At 59.9% G+C, this 16,797-nt stretch carries 11 protein-coding genes and 1 tRNA gene; 7 read left to right on the top strand and 5 right to left on the bottom strand.

Annotated features, from left to right (window positions below; all coding sequences use genetic code 11):
• The first annotated feature begins 52 nt into the window (after window positions 1–52).
• Window positions 53–1,843, top strand: coding sequence for a M3 family oligoendopeptidase (locus RIE53_03105; GenBank protein ID MEQ9103664.1), 1,791 nt, complete (start codon window positions 53–55; stop codon window positions 1,841–1,843).
• Here the strand turns inward: RIE53_03105 and RIE53_03100 are convergent.
• The 4 genes from RIE53_03100 to thiE are packed head-to-tail and all read right to left on the bottom strand — an operon-like array spanning window position 1,822 to window position 6,246.
• Window positions 1,822–3,000: a DUF819 family protein gene (locus tag RIE53_03100; protein ID MEQ9103663.1), complete on the bottom strand. Its 1,179-nt coding sequence runs from the start codon at window positions 2,998–3,000 to the stop codon at window positions 1,822–1,824. The two genes, RIE53_03105 and RIE53_03100, sit on opposite strands and share 22 nt — an antisense overlap.
• Window positions 2,997–4,415 (bottom strand): ATP-binding protein, encoded by a 1,419-nt coding sequence (locus RIE53_03095; GenBank protein ID MEQ9103662.1) that lies wholly within the window; start codon window positions 4,413–4,415, stop codon window positions 2,997–2,999. Before RIE53_03095 ends, RIE53_03100 begins: the two co-directional genes overlap by 4 nt.
• Complete coding sequence (locus RIE53_03090; GenBank protein MEQ9103661.1) at window positions 4,412–5,521, bottom strand: aminopeptidase P family protein; 1,110 nt, start codon at window positions 5,519–5,521, stop codon at window positions 4,412–4,414. Before RIE53_03090 ends, RIE53_03095 begins: the two co-directional genes overlap by 4 nt.
• A gap of 59 nt (window positions 5,522–5,580) precedes the next feature.
• Window positions 5,581–6,246: a thiamine phosphate synthase gene (thiE, locus tag RIE53_03085; protein ID MEQ9103660.1), complete on the bottom strand. Its 666-nt coding sequence runs from the start codon at window positions 6,244–6,246 to the stop codon at window positions 5,581–5,583.
• 78 nt (window positions 6,247–6,324) lie between these two features.
• Between thiE and RIE53_03080 the strand changes: the two genes are divergently transcribed.
• The 3 genes from RIE53_03080 to RIE53_03070 are packed head-to-tail and all read left to right on the top strand — an operon-like array spanning window position 6,325 to window position 11,944.
• On the top strand, window positions 6,325–7,383 hold the full coding sequence (locus tag RIE53_03080; GenBank protein MEQ9103659.1) for a N(4)-(beta-N-acetylglucosaminyl)-L-asparaginase: 1,059 nt from the start codon (window positions 6,325–6,327) through the stop codon (window positions 7,381–7,383).
• A gap of 2 nt (window positions 7,384–7,385) precedes the next feature.
• Entirely contained in the window at window positions 7,386–9,953 is a 2,568-nt protein-coding gene (locus tag RIE53_03075; GenBank protein ID MEQ9103658.1) for a M14 family metallopeptidase, read from the top strand.
• Entirely contained in the window at window positions 9,896–11,944 is a 2,049-nt protein-coding gene (locus RIE53_03070; protein MEQ9103657.1) for a thioredoxin domain-containing protein, read from the top strand. Before RIE53_03075 ends, RIE53_03070 begins: the two co-directional genes overlap by 58 nt.
• On the opposite strand, the gene RIE53_03065 is transcribed toward RIE53_03070, so the two are convergent.
• Window positions 11,928–12,851, bottom strand: a complete 924-nt coding sequence (locus tag RIE53_03065) for a DUF4097 family beta strand repeat-containing protein (protein ID MEQ9103656.1) — start codon at window positions 12,849–12,851, stop codon at window positions 11,928–11,930. The two genes, RIE53_03070 and RIE53_03065, sit on opposite strands and share 17 nt — an antisense overlap.
• Window positions 12,852–13,005: 154 nt before the next feature.
• On the opposite strand from RIE53_03065, the gene alaS reads away from it, so the two are divergent.
• The 3 genes from alaS (at window position 13,006) to RIE53_03050 (ending at window position 16,759) form a co-directional block, all read left to right on the top strand.
• Window positions 13,006–15,843, top strand: coding sequence for an alanine--tRNA ligase (gene alaS / locus RIE53_03060; GenBank protein ID MEQ9103655.1), 2,838 nt, complete (start codon window positions 13,006–13,008; stop codon window positions 15,841–15,843).
• A complete protein-coding gene (locus tag RIE53_03055) occupies window positions 15,840–16,586 on the top strand; it encodes a geranylgeranylglyceryl/heptaprenylglyceryl phosphate synthase (GenBank protein MEQ9103654.1) in 747 nt (248 codons plus the stop codon). The genes alaS and RIE53_03055 overlap by 4 nt, the downstream gene beginning before the upstream one ends.
• Before the next feature lie 85 nt (window positions 16,587–16,671).
• Window positions 16,672–16,759 (top strand) — tRNA-Ser (locus RIE53_03050).
• Window positions 16,760–16,797: the final 38 nt, after the last annotated feature.

Below are 16,797 nucleotides of genomic sequence, written 5' to 3'. Positions count from 1 at the left end.
CCTTGCTTGCCGTGCGTGAAGAGGCCACCACCTTCCAAAACGACATCGAATCATGCCGAAAGAACGACCCACAGGAGCAGAAGCCATAACCTGGGATCTGACCGATCTCTACACGGACGGGGAGACGGCCATAGCCGACCTGGGATCCACCGGAGATAAGGCAAGGATGTTCGCGGAGCAGTGGGCAGGACGCATTGCGTCCGCGACGCCGGATGCGTTTGCAGTGGCGCTTGCCGCGTATGCCGAACTCCAGGATGCTACGGGACGGGCCTATACCTACGCCTACCTGGCATGGTCCGCAAACACCGCCGATCCCGCTGCCGGCAAGCTGCTCCAGAATGTGAAAGAGCGGTATACCGCCATCGCCTCGACCTTGTTGTTTTTCGAGCTCGAATGGTCGCAGATGGACGACACCAGGGCACACGCCTGTCTCGAGCATCCGGGAACCGGCATGGCCAAGCACTGGCTCACGGTCCTGCGGGAGCAGAAGCAATACCTGCTGTCCGAGCCGGAAGAGCGTATTGTCCTCGAGAAATCCCTGTCCGGGCGTTCGGCATGGAACCGCTTCTTCGACGAAACCATGGGGGCCATGCGGTTCTCGCTGGACGGGGAGGAAGTGACCCAGCAACAGGTTCTTTCCAAGCTGCACGATGCCGACGCGTCGCTGCGGAAGTCCGCTGCAGCCGCCTTCACGGAGGGGCTGCAAAAGCACAACCGGACGCTGACATTCATCTTCAATACCATCCTGCAGGACAAGGCTACGGAGGACCGGTTGCGTGGGTACCCGTCGTGGATTTCAGCAAGGAATCTGTCCAATGAAGTGGCGGATGGCGACGTGGAGGCCCTGGTTGAAGCCGTGACCGGAAGCTATGGACATGTTCGACGATTCTATCGGCTGAAGGCCCGCCTGCTGGGCCTCGACGTGCTGAACGACTACGACCGGTACGCGCCGGTCGGCGAGGCGGACAAGCATATTCCGTGGGATGAAGCACGCCGGTTAGTCACGGAATCCTATGCGGCGTTCCATCCGGAACTGGGTGCCATCGTGGACCAGTTCTTCGAGCAACGCTGGATTGATGCGGCATTGCATCCGTCCAAGCGGGGTGGAGCCTTCAGTCATGGCGCGGTGCCCTCTGCGCATCCCTACATCCTCATGAACTATACCGGCAAGGTGCGTGATGTGCAGACGCTTGCACACGAATTGGGCCATGGGGTGCACCAGTATCTGTCCAGGGAGCAGGGCATTTTCCACGCCGATACCCCATTGACCACGGCCGAAACGGCGTCGGTTTTCGGGGAGATGCTCGTTTTCCAGCGGTTGCTGGCGAGCGAATCCGATCCCTCAAACCGGCTCGCGATGTTGATGGGCAAGATTGACGATACCATGGCAACGGTATACCGTCAGGTCACCATGAACCGGTTCGAGGACCGGATCCATACCATGCGTCGGGAGGAAGGTGAACTGGGTGCTGACCAGTTTTCCGATGCCTGGATGGAGACGCAGTCAGCCATGTACGGCGATTCCGTAACCCTGACGAATGATTATCGCTGGTGGTGGAGTTACATCCCCCATTTCCTGCATACACCTGGTTATGTCTATGCGTATGCGTTTGGCGAACTGCTTGTCCTGGCGTTGTACCAGCGCTATACGTCTTCCGGAGACGATTTCCCGGACCGCTATCGAGAACTGCTGGCGGCTGGCGGATCGGATTGGCCCCACGAATTGGTCGGGAAGATGGGCATTGATCTTCGGGATGCCTCCTTCTGGAAGGCTGGAGTAGATATGATCGGTCGCCTGGTTGACGAGGCCGAAACTCTCGCTCAGACGATCGTGGAGAGATAACTCAGGATCCTTGCGGCCAACAGGGCTGCGTAGATACCAAGGATGTAACCGGAAACGCCCATCAACAGGCCGATCGGGGCCATCGCCGGGAAATACACACCGGCTACGATGGGTGCGCTCGCGGCCCCACCGATGTTCGCCATGCTGCCGGTGGCCACGAAAAACAGGGGCGCACGGATGAGTTTGGCAACCATGAGCAGAATCAGAATGTGTATGAGGATCCAGACGAGTCCGGTCAGCATGTACATGGGTGCGTCCAGCACCGCTGCCAGGTCCGCTCGCGCCCCTATGGACGTCAGGAGGAGGTAGAGCGCGAAATAGCCGACCTTGCTTGCTCCTGCATGCTCCAGGGATCGCAGGCGGGTAAAGGACAGGATGAGCCCCAGCGTAACAACAATCAGGATGGCCCACGTGGAGCCCGAAATAATGGTCGGATTTCCGATTGACGGGAGCTGGTCTGCAAGCGCCATGGCCAATACCGAAACGAACAGGGCCATGCCCACGATATAGGCCAAGTCGGGTACTCCCGTTGGGCGACGGGTCGTGTCCAACTCCGCCAGACGCTGGTTCGTCTTCTCGATGACCGTCGTGTCCGCATTGATCCAGCGATCAAACGGCTTCTGGAAGGCGCTCAGGAAAATCAGGATCCCCATCCATCCATAGCCGACCACCGTATCCACGACGATGATCGGACCGAGGATGGAGTCGTCGGCACCGACACTGCTCTGGATGAACAGCATGTTGGCCGTGCCTCCAATCCAGCTTCCGGACAGAATGGACATGCCTTGCCAGGCATCGTCTGGCAGGAACTGGTTGAACAACAAGTAGGCCACGGCACCACCGATGACAATGCCCGCCGTTCCGGCTACCATCATGGTAAGTGCGGTCTTGCCCAACTTCAGGATGGCGGGGACGTCCACGGTGAGCATCAACAGGAAGAGCGAGAACGGCAACAGATACGTGGACATCCACGAATAAACGGGACTGATAGCGGGTGTCAGGCCTGCGGTTGTCATGATCATGGGTACGAAATACGCCCAGATGACCGGCGGCAGGAATTCGAAGAAACGGGCCAGCGGCTTCAATGTCGACAGCCAGAAAACCGCCGCCAATACAGCCGCCAGCGTCGCAAACAGGGTGGTGGGTTCAGTAATCACGCTTCAGATTCAGGGATGTTGACTGAGAATTCCGTTCCAGCACCTTTTTCGGAGACCACCTCAATAGTCCCCCCCAGTCGTTCAACCAGCTTACGGGTGATGGCGAGTCCGAGCCCGGTTCCGTCGTAGGAGCGGCCGCGGCCGGTGCTTTCCTGGGTGAACTCGTCGAACAATTCAGGCAGGAATGCTTCGGAAATGCCGATCCCCGTGTCCCTGACGCAGACAATCAGTTCGCCATGTTCCTGTTTCCAGGACACCCGGACCCATCCGTTGGTCGTGAACTTGATGGCATTGCCGACGAGATTGTTCACAATCCGCTCCAGGAAAAGCGGGTCGGTCCGGAACGCCAACGGGGAGGGCCCCGTCCGGATGAGTTCCAACTTTTTCTCGTCAGCCAGTGGCTTCATGAGTCGCACCGCGCTGTCAATGACGTCGGCCGCATCCACGTTTTCGGGCACGGGCTCGTAGCGGCCGGCCTCCAGGCGCGTCATGTCCAATACGGCGTTGATGGACCTGAGCAGACGTCCTCCGGACTCCTGGATGAGCGTGGCGAATTCACGTGTTTCATCGTCCGTTGCATTCTCCGCCAGGATCTCGGCGAAGCCGATGATGCTGGCCAGCGGAATCCGGAGTTCATGACTCATATTGGCCAGGAACGAGGCCTTCAGTTCCTCCGTCTTTTCCGCCGTCGACCGGGCGCGCAGCAGTACTTCGCGGACTTCATATTCAGAGGAGAGATCCCGCATGGCCAGCATCCGTGCTGCCCGGCCATCCCAATGCAGCGTGGAAATGAAGACGCCGGCATTCAGGGTGGTTCCGTCGGGTCTGTTCCACTCCAGGATATGCATGTCTGCAGCATTGCCTGGATTTTCCGGAAGTCCGAAGGGGCAGGGTGCTCCATAGAGCGCCTCGATCGGTTGCCCCAGCATGTCTTCGAAGGCGGGATTCGCAAAAACCACCCTGTCGGATTCATCCACGATCAGGACCGCGTCGGAAAGGTGCTCTACGACGGTTCGGATATGGAATGCAGCCTCCTGGGTGATACCGAGGATCCGGGCACGCTCGATGGCCATTTGAAGGCGGTCGGCAAACGTGGCACGGCCGTCCTCCGTCCATGGAACCACGTCCTGCACTCCCATCCGGATAAGGGCCGCGTGACCGGTATCGTCCTGGGAGCGCTGGACCACGAGGACGGCCGTGCTGGACTGACCTGAAAGGAGGTCGTGCAGTACGGACCGGAGTTGCGCCGTCCCGATGCGTTCGTCGACCAGGACCGCGTGTGCGTCTGGAAGTCCGCCGGCCAGATCGGCCAACGACAGGCCATGAATGACGAACCGATCATCCAGGAAGACCGTGAGTTCGTCGGTCAGCGTGGGATCGGAACTGACGACAAGAATGTCGTACGCCTCATTCATGTGGGGAGGATGGTCAATTCCCGAGGCCAGGTACTCAGGGAACGACATCCATCCGGTGTAACCAACATGTCATCCTCAATGCGTACGCCTCCTTTGCCTGCCAGGTATATGCCTGGCTCCACCGTGTACGTCATTCCCTCGGCCAGTGGCTGCTGATTATCGGACCGGATATACGGGTCCTCGTGGACTTCCAATCCCAGGCCGTGGCCGGTACGGTGGACAAAAAAGCGCCCGTATCCAGCTGTTTCAATAACCGACCGCGTGGCTTTGTCGACGTCCCCTGCCGGAATGCCGGGGCCGCCGGCTGCCCGTCCCGCCTCATTGGCCTTCCGGACCGTTTCGTATACGTTCCGCAACTCCTCTGAAGGCTCGCCGAGGGCGAATGTGCGCGTCAGGTCCGAGAAATAGCCATCCACATTGGCCCCCCAGTCGAAGAGGATGAGATCCCCTTCCTGCGCGGCATAATCGGTTGGAACGGCATGGGGATTGGCGCTGTTCGCGCCGAAGGCAATGATCGGTTGGAAGGGGAGTTCACCTCCCGAGCCATGTTGCAGCATGGCCTGGATGAGACGGGCGTTGATTTCGCGCTCGGTGACACCGGGTCGCACGTGTGGCAATGTATCGGCCAGGGCTTGCTCGGCAATCTTTACGGCCCTGGTCATGGTTTCTACTTCCAGCGCATCCTTTTGCATGCGCAGCGAGGCCACGACGGGTTCGGCCGAAACAAACGTGGCCTGAGGCATGGCGCGCTCCAGGAACCGCAGCTCCAGCACCCGGAGGCAGCGATCCTCAATGCCCACACGGGACCCTGCGGGTACGTGTTCGAGTGCCGCCGTGAATGCCGTTTGCCAGGATTCGAGGCTCTCTGAATAGGAGTAGGTATCCAACGCGAACGGCGCATGTTCGACTTTCAGCAATTCGAGCTGCGGACAGACGAGGGTCGGCGTGGAATCCGGAACGAAGCAGGCCACGACGGGACGTTCGCTGATGTGGAAATGCAGATTGGTCATGTACGGAAGCGTAGGTCCCGGATTCAGGATGAGCACGTCCAGGCCGTGGTCGTCCATCACGGCATAAAGTCGATTGAGTCGGTCTGCGTAAGGCATGCGTTCGTGGTTGAGGGGATGCGGTGGTCGTTCAATCCGATAAAGTAACAGGAGGCCCGTTACCTGTCCAGCGCTATCCGGAATTCACGTGCTGCTGCGGTTGGATGCGTCGCCAACACCACGGAAGACATGACGGCCACACCCCCGGCCCCCGTATCCATGACCGGACCGCATCGTTCGGGAGTGATGCCGGCAATAGCCAATACAGGGATGGAAACCGACTGCGCTGCCTCGTGAAGTCCTTCGAGACCTTTGATGGAGGCTGGATTGTCTTTTGAACGCGTGGGATAGACCGGGCCGAATCCAATGTAATCCGCCCCGTCCGCCTCTGCTCGGATGCATTGGGCAAGGGTCGTGGCCGTCACCCCCAGTATCCGATCGGGACCGATCATTCGACGGACAACATCCGCCGGAAGGTCTGACTGGCCGACATGCACACCGTCCGCACCGATGGCCAAAGCTACATCCACCCGGTCGTTTACCAGGAAAACGCGTGGGCGATCATGCGGAATGGCCCGCTTCCAGGCACGGAACGCTGAGAGGGCCAGTCCGGCTTCGTGCATGAACGGACGAACGGATACGGATTTGTGCCGGAACTGGATCATGTCGGCCCCTCCATCCAGCGCCATGCAAGTCAGTTCGGCGTGGCTGTGCCGCTGCTGGTGGTGGAAGTCCGTGATGACATGGAGCAGTCGGTTGTTGCTTCGGAGTTGTTCCCGGTTCATGGTCGTCGTAGGTTTGAAAGCGAAACGATTGGCACAGTCCGGAGGGTCCCTGTGAGCAGCAAAGACAGACGAACTTTCTTGAAAAGCGGTTTGATTGCGGGTGCCGGCGCCTTGTTGCCCGGCGCGCTTGGACCTGTACGCGTGTACGGATCCACTCCGGGCACGCCAATTGGCGAACACCGATCGCCAGGCCCGGTCGTGATTTCAAGCCGGAATGGCCTCGAAGCCGTATCGCGGGCCATGGCGTCCATCCAGGCGGGCGCGGACGCGCTCGATGCCGTGGTTTCGGGTGTCAACCTGGTGGAAGAGGATCCCGATGACCGGAGTGTGGGGTACGGGGGCTTACCCAATGCGGACGGCGTGGTCCAGTTGGACGCTTCAGTCATGCATGGTCCGAGCGGGAGGGCCGGTGCCGTGGCGTGCCTCGAGGGTGTCATGTATGCTTCCAGGGTTGCGGTCCAGGTGCTCCGTCGGACGGACCATGTCCTGCTTACCGGGAAGGGCGCACAGGATTTTGCACGGATGCATGGATTCCCGATTGAGAACCTGTTGACGGAGGAGGCACGTCTTGAGTGGGTGACCTGGAAGGAAGGCCTTTCACCGGTAGACGAATATCTGCCTCCACACGGGCTGGACGATGAAGGTATTGGCATGCACGTGCGTGAGTCAAAGCGGCACTGGGGTACCATCCATTGCAGTGGCATTGATCTGGCAGGGAATATATCAGGGGTGACGACCACGTCCGGACTGGCGTACAAAATCCCGGGGCGGGTTGGGGATTCCCCCATTCCGGGCGCTGGACTCTATGTCGACAATAACGTCGGTGCTGCGGGATCGACGGGGAGGGGCGAAGCCAATCTGGAAGCCCTGTCCTGTCACTTGATCGTCGAACGCATGAGGGCCGGCGACACGCCTGAGGCGGCCTGTCTCTTTGCGTGCCAACGCATTGCAGATCGTACCCGACTCGCACATCTTCGGGATCGGAATGGACGTCCGGACTTCAACGTCCAATTCTATGCCCTCAACAAATCCGGACAGGTCGGTGGTGCCGAAATCTGGGGAGGTGACGGCCGGTTTGCCGTGGCCGATTCCCAGGGTGCCCGTACTGTCCCTCTTGCCTGGTTGTACAAATCCTGATCATGATGAACCCATCGAAACGTGCCACCCTGCTGGCCCTCCTGTTGCTGCCGTTCCTGACCGTTTCTGCCCAGCAGGTTCCGCTGGCCATCGAAACTCCCGTCAGCGGCATTTCTTCCTACGACGGCGCAATACCCACTCCGGATGATGTTCTGGGGTATAGGATTGGCACACGTCATACGACGCCCGCTGAAGTCATCCGGTACTACGAAGCGGTTGCGGCGGCAAGTCCCCGAGTCGAAGTCCGTCAGCATGCGGTCTCCTATGAAGGACGTCCGTTGGTCCACGCGGTCGTTACTTCGCCTGAGAACCACGCCCGGTTGGAAGACATCCGGGAGGCGCATATCACGGTCTCGGAATCGCCGTCCTCGGTGTCGGATGCAGACCTGGGTGCCCTTCCCGTGGTGGTGTACCAGGCCTACAGTGTGCATGGCAACGAGGCATCGGGAACCGAGGCCGCGCTGGTCTATCTGTACCACCTTGCAGCGGGAATGGGCCCTGCCGTTGAGGACGCGCTGGAGCACGCGGTGATCATCATTGAACCCATGCTCAATCCGGACGGACGCGATCGGTTCGCGGATTGGGTCAATCGCCATCGTGGTGGCGTTCACACGACGGATCCCAACGACCTGGAACACAATGAACCATGGCCGGGCGGCAGAACGAATCATTACTGGTTCGATCTCAACCGGGATTGGCTGGTCACGCAGCATCCGGAGTCCAAGGGCAGGATGGCTTTGTTTCATGCCTGGCGCCCCCATGTCCTGACCGACCACCACGAAATGGGGGGCAGTTCCACCTTCTTTTTCCAACCCGGCATTCCACTCAGCACGAACCCCAACACGTCCGATCTGAATCAGGCCTTGACGGCTGAGATCGCAACCTACCACGCTGCGTACCTGGATCGTGTGGGTGCGTCCTATTTCTCAGGCGAGTCTTTCGATGACTTTTTCTACGGAAAAGGATCGGCATTCCCGGACATCAACGGAGCCGTCGGCATCCTGTTTGAGCAGGGGTCTTCCCGCGCCCTTGAAAGCGAGGTGGCCGATGGCCTGTTGCATTACGCCTACACGGTCCGGAATCAATTCCTGACCTCCCTGTCCACGCTCGAAGCCGCCGTGGAAATGCGCCCCCGATTGTTGGCCATGCAGCGGGATTTCTATGCTGATGCGCTGGCCCGGGCGGAGCGGGACGGCCATGAGGCGTGGCTGATCGATTTGAAGAAGGACCGGACGCGTGGACAGCGGCTTGCCCAGGTGCTGTCCGGCCACCGGATCCGGATCCATGAACTTGCGCGGACGGTGGATGCCGGTGGTATGACGTACGCACCGGGCGAAGCCTACGTCGTGCCCGTGCGGCAGCCTCAATACCGGTTGATCAAGGCAGCGACAGAGCGCACGCTGGAGTACAGGGATTCACTCTTCTACGATGTCTCCACCTGGACCTTGCCGCTGGCCTTCAACGTGGACTTCATCGGTGTGCAGCGTCTGGGATCCGTGTTGGGACAGGAAGTGTCCGAAGTGCCCTTGGACGGTGGAAGCGTGCAGGGAATGAAGGGAGGGACCGGATACATGTTGAAATGGGACCGTTTCCATGCTCCCGCAGCGCTCTACGAAATCCTGGCTCAGGAAATCGAGGCGCGGGTAACCAGTCAGGAAGTGGTCGTGTTCGATGGTACCGCGCAGGTGACCTTCCCTCCCGGGTCGGTCTATGTATCGAGATACCGCAGGGACGGGGTTGACGTGGCCGGCCGGGTGGACCAATTGGTGGAGTCGTTGTCTGATCGATGGTCCGTCGAGTTCCACGGCGTGGCCTCTGAATTGACCCCCGTCGGGCCGGACCTGGGCGGACCTTCAGTGGACCGATTGTCCCTGCCCGTAGTGGCCATCATCGCTGGATCCGGCGTCAGTTCGGGACAGGCCGGTGAAGCCTGGCATGCCCTCAGCGAACGATTCCGCATCCCGGCATCGCTGCTGGATCCGGACCGGGTTTCCCGGGCAAACCTCGACCGGTACTCCGTGATCGTCCTGCCTGGTGGTGGATTGGATACCGACGGAACTGAAGCGATTACCCAATGGGTTCGGGGCGGTGGCCGGCTGCTCGTCATGGCGGGGGCTACCAGTTGGGCGGTCCGGAATGGCCTGTTGAGCGCGGAAGAGCGGGAGGTGGATGTGGACAGCTTGCTGGCAGGAAGACCCTGGAATGAATTGTCATCCACGCGGGGAGCCCAGGCAATCGGAGGGACGATCTTCGAGATGGAATTGGACGCGACGCATCCGCTTTCATGGGGTATAGGTAAGCGCCTGCCCGGATTCCACAACAACTCCGAAGTCTGGGCATCCACCGGAGGCCCCGGTACGCTGATTGGACGCTACATCGATGCGCCCCTGTTGAGTGGATATGTTTCGGAAGAGCGGCTGGCAACCCTTCCCGGTGCCGCAACGGTCATGGTGGAACGGCACGGAGGAGGACGTGTCGTAGCTTTCGCCAATCGACTCAATTTCCGCGCGTATTGGCTGGGTACGCAGCGCTTGTTCATGAACGCGGTGATGTTCGCCCCGGTCTATTGAGTCCGGCCGGTAACAGACTTGGTGCGTCGGCCAGTCCGTACCTGCGGCAGCATGCCCATCAGGCCATCGAATGGCACGAGTGGGGTTCCAGGGCGCTGGCGCTTGCGCGCGAACGCGATGTTCCGTTGTTCATTTCCATCGGATACGCAACGTGCCATTGGTGTCACGTCATGTCCCGGGAGACCTTCGACAACGAGGAGGTGACCCGACGGCTCAACGCCGGATTCGTGTCCATCAAGATTGACCGGCAGGAACGCCCCGACCTGGACCACTACTACATGACAGCCTGTATGGTAATGGGCAGGCAGGGCGGGTGGCCTTTGACGGTGATCGCCTTTCCGGACGGCCGGCCGTTCTATACGGCGACCTATCTGCCTCCGTATTCAACATCGGGACGGGCGGGGCTCCTGGATGTCCTGGACAGGGTAGGGCAGCTGTGGTCCACCCGTCGAGATGCACTCCGGACGTCGGCTGCTGAGGTCCATGCCGGGTTGCAACCGGCCTCCGCTTCGCTGGAGGAACAGAAGGCGGAAGTGTCGCCCGGAGCGGGTGACCGCCTTGTGCAACGCGCACTTGAGGACCTGACCGCATCGTTCGATCCAGTAAACGGCGGGTTCGGCGGGGCACCCAAGTTCCCGACATTCCAACACCTCCGGTTCCTGCTCCGCTTGGGCCCGCGTCCGGCGGCCATGGTGTCGGACACTCTTGAGCGGATGTTGAATGGCGGTATCCATGATCATGTTGGAGGGGGGTTACACAGGTATTCCACCGACGCCCATTGGCACGAGCCGCATTTCGAGAAAATGCTCCATGACCAGGCGGGGTTGCTTCGAACCCTTTCGGAGCGACACGCGGCGTCGGGTTCAGCGCACACGGTTGACCGGATCGGTCGACTCATGGATTTCCTGGAGTCCGCGTTCCTGACACCTGAAGGCTTGTTCTACGCGGCCCTGGATGCTGACAGTGACGGTCAAGAAGGCCTCTTCTACACGTGGTCGAAGGAGGAATTGACTTCGGTCCTGTCTCCGTCGGATGCAGCATTCGCGGCGGAACAGTTGGGTGTGGGGCCGACGGGTCGTCATGTCCTGGACAGGAATCGTTCCCGTGGACCGGATCCCGGGAATGGTGCCCCCTCAAGCAGGTTGACGGACATCCTGGCCATACTGGCGGAGGCACGGGACTTGCGGACGGCACCATTCCGGGACGAGAACATCCTCGTCGACTGGAACGGGATGCTTCTGGGTGCGCTTGCGGCGGCCGCCCGCTTCGTTCCGTCCGAACGAGCCCTGGGCTTGGCCGAACGGCTCGGCGCAGCGTTGTGGACACGCTTCCACGGAGGGGCCGTCCTCCATCATCGTGCATTCATGGCTGAGACCGGAATCGAGGCCCAGTTGGATGATTATGCCTGGCTCATTGACGGCTATCTGGAATTGGCCCAGGTATCCGGGAAGGTGTCGTGGCTCGAGAAAGCCAGCAGGCTCACAAAGGAGGCCGTTGAACGCTTGTGGGATAGCGATGCGGGTACGTTCATGATGTCGGCATCGGACCAGATGCCGGTCCGGCTTCCGAAATGGCATGATGAAGCCTACGAGTCTGGCAGTGCCATCATGTTCCGGAATCTTGCCGTGCTGCAGTCCTTGTCCCCGGATCCTTCCCTGGATGTGATCAGGGCGACGCTGGAACGGACACTGCTGCGCGTGGCAGCGACGGCACCTTCCGGCTTCACCGGATTCCTGTCCGTACTGGTCGAGGAACGGGGCGGACGCGGGACGCTCACGGTTCCCGCTACGGGAACCGTCCACAAGGATGCCAAGGCCCTGTTTGCTCCTCACCTGTTCCTGCTGCATGGGGAATTGACGAAATGGAATGCCGAAGCAGTCCATTCGGAGTTACCCGAAGGCACGGTGCAGGTGTGTCGGAACCGGACGTGCGACCGTCCCACACGGAGCGTACATGCGTACCGATTGCCGCCCTTTACCACGCGGTCTTGAGTATGACCGATCCGTGGGACGTGTTCGCGGTAATGTGGTTCGTCCCTCGACCGACGCGTCCCTGGACCCGATCTTCGCCGACTTCACCGTCAAAGACCAGGGAAGAGGATATGCGCGCGCGTGCTCCCTTCAGGTCCAACCGGGCATCCAGGTCCTTCCGGGTATCGATCTCGATGTCACCGTGACTTGTCCGCAAGTCGGCGTCGGCATGTTGTGCCAAGGCGACATGTATGCGACCATGGGACGTCCGGATGCTGAGATCACCATCCGTTCGTTCCAGTTCTACGTTGCCGTGACTGGTACGCGCTTCGATGGTTCGGGCTTTCAGGTCGACGGCCTCGATGTCGGCATGGCTGGTTCGAAGGCTGATGGTGTTTGCACTCATCCAGCCGATCCCGATGTCGCCATGGGACGACTGCACATCCATGATGGGGCCTTCGAGACGCCCCAGTTCCACATCCCCATGGGACGTCACCAGTTCCAGACGTCCATTGAGGTCACCAATGGCAACATCCCCATGGGATGTCCGGGCAACGATGTCGAAATTCCTCGGAAGATGGACTTCGATTCCGATTTTCGCGCCACCGGTTTTCCTGGAGTTCCAGCTGCGCTCCGGTTGTTCGGCACGGATGACAATGCCATTGGGTGATTCAAATACCTGGAAATCCATGCGCTCGAACCAATCGCGTGCCTTTGACATGTCGCGGCCGTCAAGACGGACCAGAACCCGGGCCGTTTGATTGTCGGACGTCTTTACCAGGAGGTCGCTGTGGTTCACATCCATGTCGAGTACGCCTCCGGGACGCACGTCGAAGCTACGGTCAATCATGACGTCCGAAGACAGGTTCTGGGCAGGGCCTTCCAGGAAGGGGACAAGTATGAGCAGAAGGGTGGCTATGAAGGGCATGGGGGACATCCGGTTTGTTCTGACGTCCCTACGCAGCCTGTGACGGAATAGTTACTTCGGACGTATATTGCAAGCCTACGGAACGTCGTCCACGGCCGTTTTCGCCCCGTCGAAAAGGGCCGTTTTCATTCCATTCAACTTCTCCAGCCTCCACGTGAAGACCGCCGCCGAAATCCGGGCCGAATTCCTTTCGTTTTTCGAAGAGAAACAGCACACCATCGTTCCCAGCGATTCCCTTGTTCCGGGTAATGACCCCACGCTCATGTTCACGAATGCGGGAATGAACCAGTTCAAGGATGTTTTCCTGGGAGAAGGATCACGGTCCTACGTGCGGGCGGCCGACACGCAGAAATGTCTTCGGGTTTCCGGCAAACACAACGACCTGGACGAAGTGGGGTATGACACCTACCATCACACCTTCTTCGAGATGCTCGGTAACTGGAGCTTCGGCGACTACTTCAAGAAGGAAGCCATCCAGTGGGCTTGGGAATTGTTGGTCACGCGCTGGGGACTTGACCCGGGGCGCCTGTATGTGACCGTCCATGAAGGCGATGCGGTGCTGGGATTGGAGCCCGATGAAGAGGCGGCGGAATTGTGGAAGACTGTCACAGGGATTTCCCCGGACCACGTCCTTTACTGTGGCTCGAAGGACAATTTCTGGATGATGGGAGATACCGGTCCGTGCGGACCGTGCTCGGAGATCCACATCGATCTCCGTACCGATGATGAACGTGCCCGTACTCCCGGGGCTTCGCTGGTGAACATGGATGATCCCAGGGTCATGGAAATCTGGAACCTGGTGTTCATCCAGTACAATGCACAATCCGACGGTTCGCTCAAACCGCTGAAGGCGAAGCATGTGGACACCGGCATGGGCTTTGAACGTGTGGTCGCTGTTCTTCAGCAGAAAACGAGCAATTACGACACGGACTTGTTCCTTCCCATCCTTGACGATCTGGCAAAGCGGGCGCCCGTTCAAGGACTGGATACCTATGTGTCCGCGAGCATGTTGGAAGACGGGGCTCGCTTGCAGATTGCGTTGCGTGTCATGGCGGACCATGTGCGTACCATCGGATTTGCGGTAGCCGATGGCGTCATGCCGTCCAATGCCGGACGGGGATATGTCATCCGAAGGATTCTGAGACGTGCCGTCCGCTATGGATATCAGACGCTGGGATTCCGTGAACCCGTACTGTGCCATGTCCTGGATTCCGTAGAGGCTGTCATGGGGACCGCATTCCCGGAATTGGTCAAGCAGCGGGATTATATCCGGCGGGTCGTCCGGGCAGAGGAGGAGAGTTTCCTGGAAACGCTGGGCACCGGTATCCAGTACTTTGAACTCGTGGCACCAGCCGTGGCAAGCATCCGTGAACATGGAGCACAGAAGGCCCGCACAGACATCCTCGAGGAACGCGCTCTCCAAGAGTTGCTGGAGCCGGCCTATGGCCATTCCGGCACGCGGACGGAGCGTACGGATCGGTTCGTTGCGGATGCTGAAGGAGGGCGGATTCCGGGGGCAATCGCCTTCCTGCTTCACGACACCTACGGCTTCCCGATCGACCTTACCCAGCTCATGGCCCGTGAGGCCGGGTTGGACGTGGACATGGAGGCATACGAGACGCACATGACGGAGCAGAAGGAGCGGGCGCGCTCGGCATCCTCCTTCAAGGTCGATATGAGCGGGGACGACGATTGGGTCCGCGTGAGTAGCGGTGCCTCATCCGTGTTCACCGGGTATGGCACCTTGGAAGAATCGGGTGCAGCCATCCGGAGCATGCGTACGGTTGCCGGCACGGAAGGACAGCAGGTACACCAGGTCATCCTGGACAGGACTCCGTTCTATGCGGAATCGGGAGGCCAGGTGGGGGACACGGGAACGCTGGATGTGGGTGGGGATGTGCTTCGGGTCCTGGATACCCGGAAGGCCGCAGAACAGATTGTCCATTTCGTGGATCGGCTGCCGGGTGAGCCCCGGGAACCGGTCATCGCCCGGGTGGACGCCGATCGCAGGTCGCGAATTGCCAAGCACCACTCCGTGACCCATCTGTTGCATGCTGCGCTGAAAGAACGACTTGGTGATCATGTTGCCCAGAAGGGGTCGCTCGTGGCTCCCGATCATCTGCGTTTTGATTTTTCGCATTTCGAGCGGATGTCAGACGAGGATCTGACATGGGTCGAACGCCGCGTGAACGAGGTCATCCAACAGAATATCAAGCGAGGGGAGGACAGGGACGTGCCTATCGCCCAGGCCCTGGAACGTGGAGCCACGGCCTTGTTCGGAGAGAAGTACGGGGAAACGGTACGAATCATTACGTTTGACCGCGCATGGTCGGTGGAGCTGTGTGGTGGAACGCATGTGGATGCTACAGGCGATATCGGGCTGTTCCGGTTCCGCAACGAAGGCAGTGTGGCCGCGGGCGTCCGTAGGGTGGAAGCCGTAGCCGGGATGGATGCGCTCAGGTGGATGACGGAGGAATTGGAGGAATTGCAACGCGTGCGCGACCGATTCAAAGCGCTCCAGCGCCCGGTACACGAAGAAGTTGCCGCCCTGCAGGATCGAACCCGGCAATTGGAGCGGGATCTGGAGCAGCTGCAGGTATCGGGATTGCACACGCAGGCCATGACTATGGTGGGAAATGCCACCGAGGTGGATGGCGTGCGTGTCATCTCCGGACAGTTGCCCGACTCCGGAATGGAGGCGCTTCGTTCCGTTGCCGAATCCCTTCGCGAAGAACTCGGTGGGGGTACGGTAACGGTATTCGGCACGAAGGATGCCACGGAAGAGAAGGTCTATCTGGCCTGCTCGGTATCCGATGACGTGATTGCCCGTGGCATACAGGCCGGCAAACTTGTCGGCACGCTCGCCAGGATGGTAGGAGGCGGGGGAGGAGGACGACCGGGATTTGCCACCGCCGGTGGCAAGAATCCGGAGGCTCTGGAATTTGCTCTTGTCGCCGTGGCGACGGAAGTGCGCACATTGTTGAAATCATGACCATATTCAATCACCTGAAAGACGTTTCGGTACGGCGCGGATCGGCGTTCATTGTCCTCCTGGACCCTGACAAGTTCCGTGGTAATGAGCTGGGCACTCGGGTTGAGGCGTGCACGCGGGCTGGAGTAGACGCGTTTTTTGTCGGGGGAAGCCTTGTTCACGCACCGGTCGTGGACGCGTTCGTGCGTCAGCTGAAAAGCTTCACGGAACTGCCGGCCATCGGGTTTCCGGGTGCCGTTTCACAACTGACGCCGGCCTACGATGCGCTGCTGTACCTGTCCATTGTCAGCGGACGGAATCCGGAATACCTGTTCGGTCAGCACGTCCACGCCGCACCGCTCATTCGCCAGATGAAGCTGGAAACCATTCCAACGGCATACATGCTGGTGGAAAGCGGCCTACTGACCACGGCCCAATACATGAATCAGTCGTTGCCGTTGCCCCGATCCAAACCGGACGTAGCCGCGGCAACCGCGCTGGCTGCTGAAATGATGGGCATGCAACTCATGTACACCGATGGGGGATCGGGAGCGGAACATCCGGTCCCCACGGAAATGATCCAGGCCATCAGGGAAGTTTGCACTTCACCGATCGTAGTGGGCGGCGGACTCCGCACTCCGGTTTCCGTTCGGGAAAGGGTGGATGCCGGCGCGGGTTTCATTGTCGTAGGCAACGCCATAGAAGATGATGGCGCGTCTTCCTACATCGCCGAAATGGCCGCCGCAGCGCATACGAAAGGATGAGCCCTATCGTATCAACATAGTTTTAACCGGACGCGGATTGATCGCGGGCCGGAGTCGGAGTACATTTTCCTTTCTGTCCGCTTCAGGAGGGGTGCCGGAGTGGTCGAACGGGGCGGTCTCGAAAACCGTTGTACCCTTATGGGGTACCGAGGGTTCGAATCCCTCCCCCTCCGCAATGTGCCCCGGCAGCCTTCCAGACTGCCGGGGCACA

It is taken from the genome of Rhodothermales bacterium (assembly GCA_040221055.1).
In the GTDB taxonomy this organism is placed as follows: domain Bacteria; phylum Bacteroidota; class Rhodothermia; order Rhodothermales; family UBA10348; genus 1-14-0-65-60-17.
This window is presented reverse-complemented; position numbering and strand designations above follow the sequence as displayed.

Bases quoted from the DNA above. Each gene is read 5' to 3' on its own strand.
- RIE53_03065 (MEQ9103656.1), bottom strand. From the start codon at position 12,851: ATGCCCTTCATAGCCACCCTTCTGCTCATACTTGTCCCCTTCCTGGAA.
- RIE53_03055 (MEQ9103654.1), top strand. From the start codon at position 15,840: ATGACCATATTCAATCACCTGAAAGACGTTTCGGTACGGCGCGGATCG.
- RIE53_03090 (MEQ9103661.1), bottom strand. From the start codon at position 5,521: ATGCCTTACGCAGACCGACTCAATCGACTTTATGCCGTGATGGACGAC.
- RIE53_03075 (MEQ9103658.1), top strand. From the start codon at position 7,386: ATGATGAACCCATCGAAACGTGCCACCCTGCTGGCCCTCCTGTTGCTG.
- RIE53_03105 (MEQ9103664.1), top strand. From the start codon at position 53: ATGCCGAAAGAACGACCCACAGGAGCAGAAGCCATAACCTGGGATCTG.
- RIE53_03095 (MEQ9103662.1), bottom strand. From the start codon at position 4,415: ATGAATGAGGCGTACGACATTCTTGTCGTCAGTTCCGATCCCACGCTG.
- thiE (MEQ9103660.1), bottom strand. From the start codon at position 6,246: ATGAACCGGGAACAACTCCGAAGCAACAACCGACTGCTCCATGTCATC.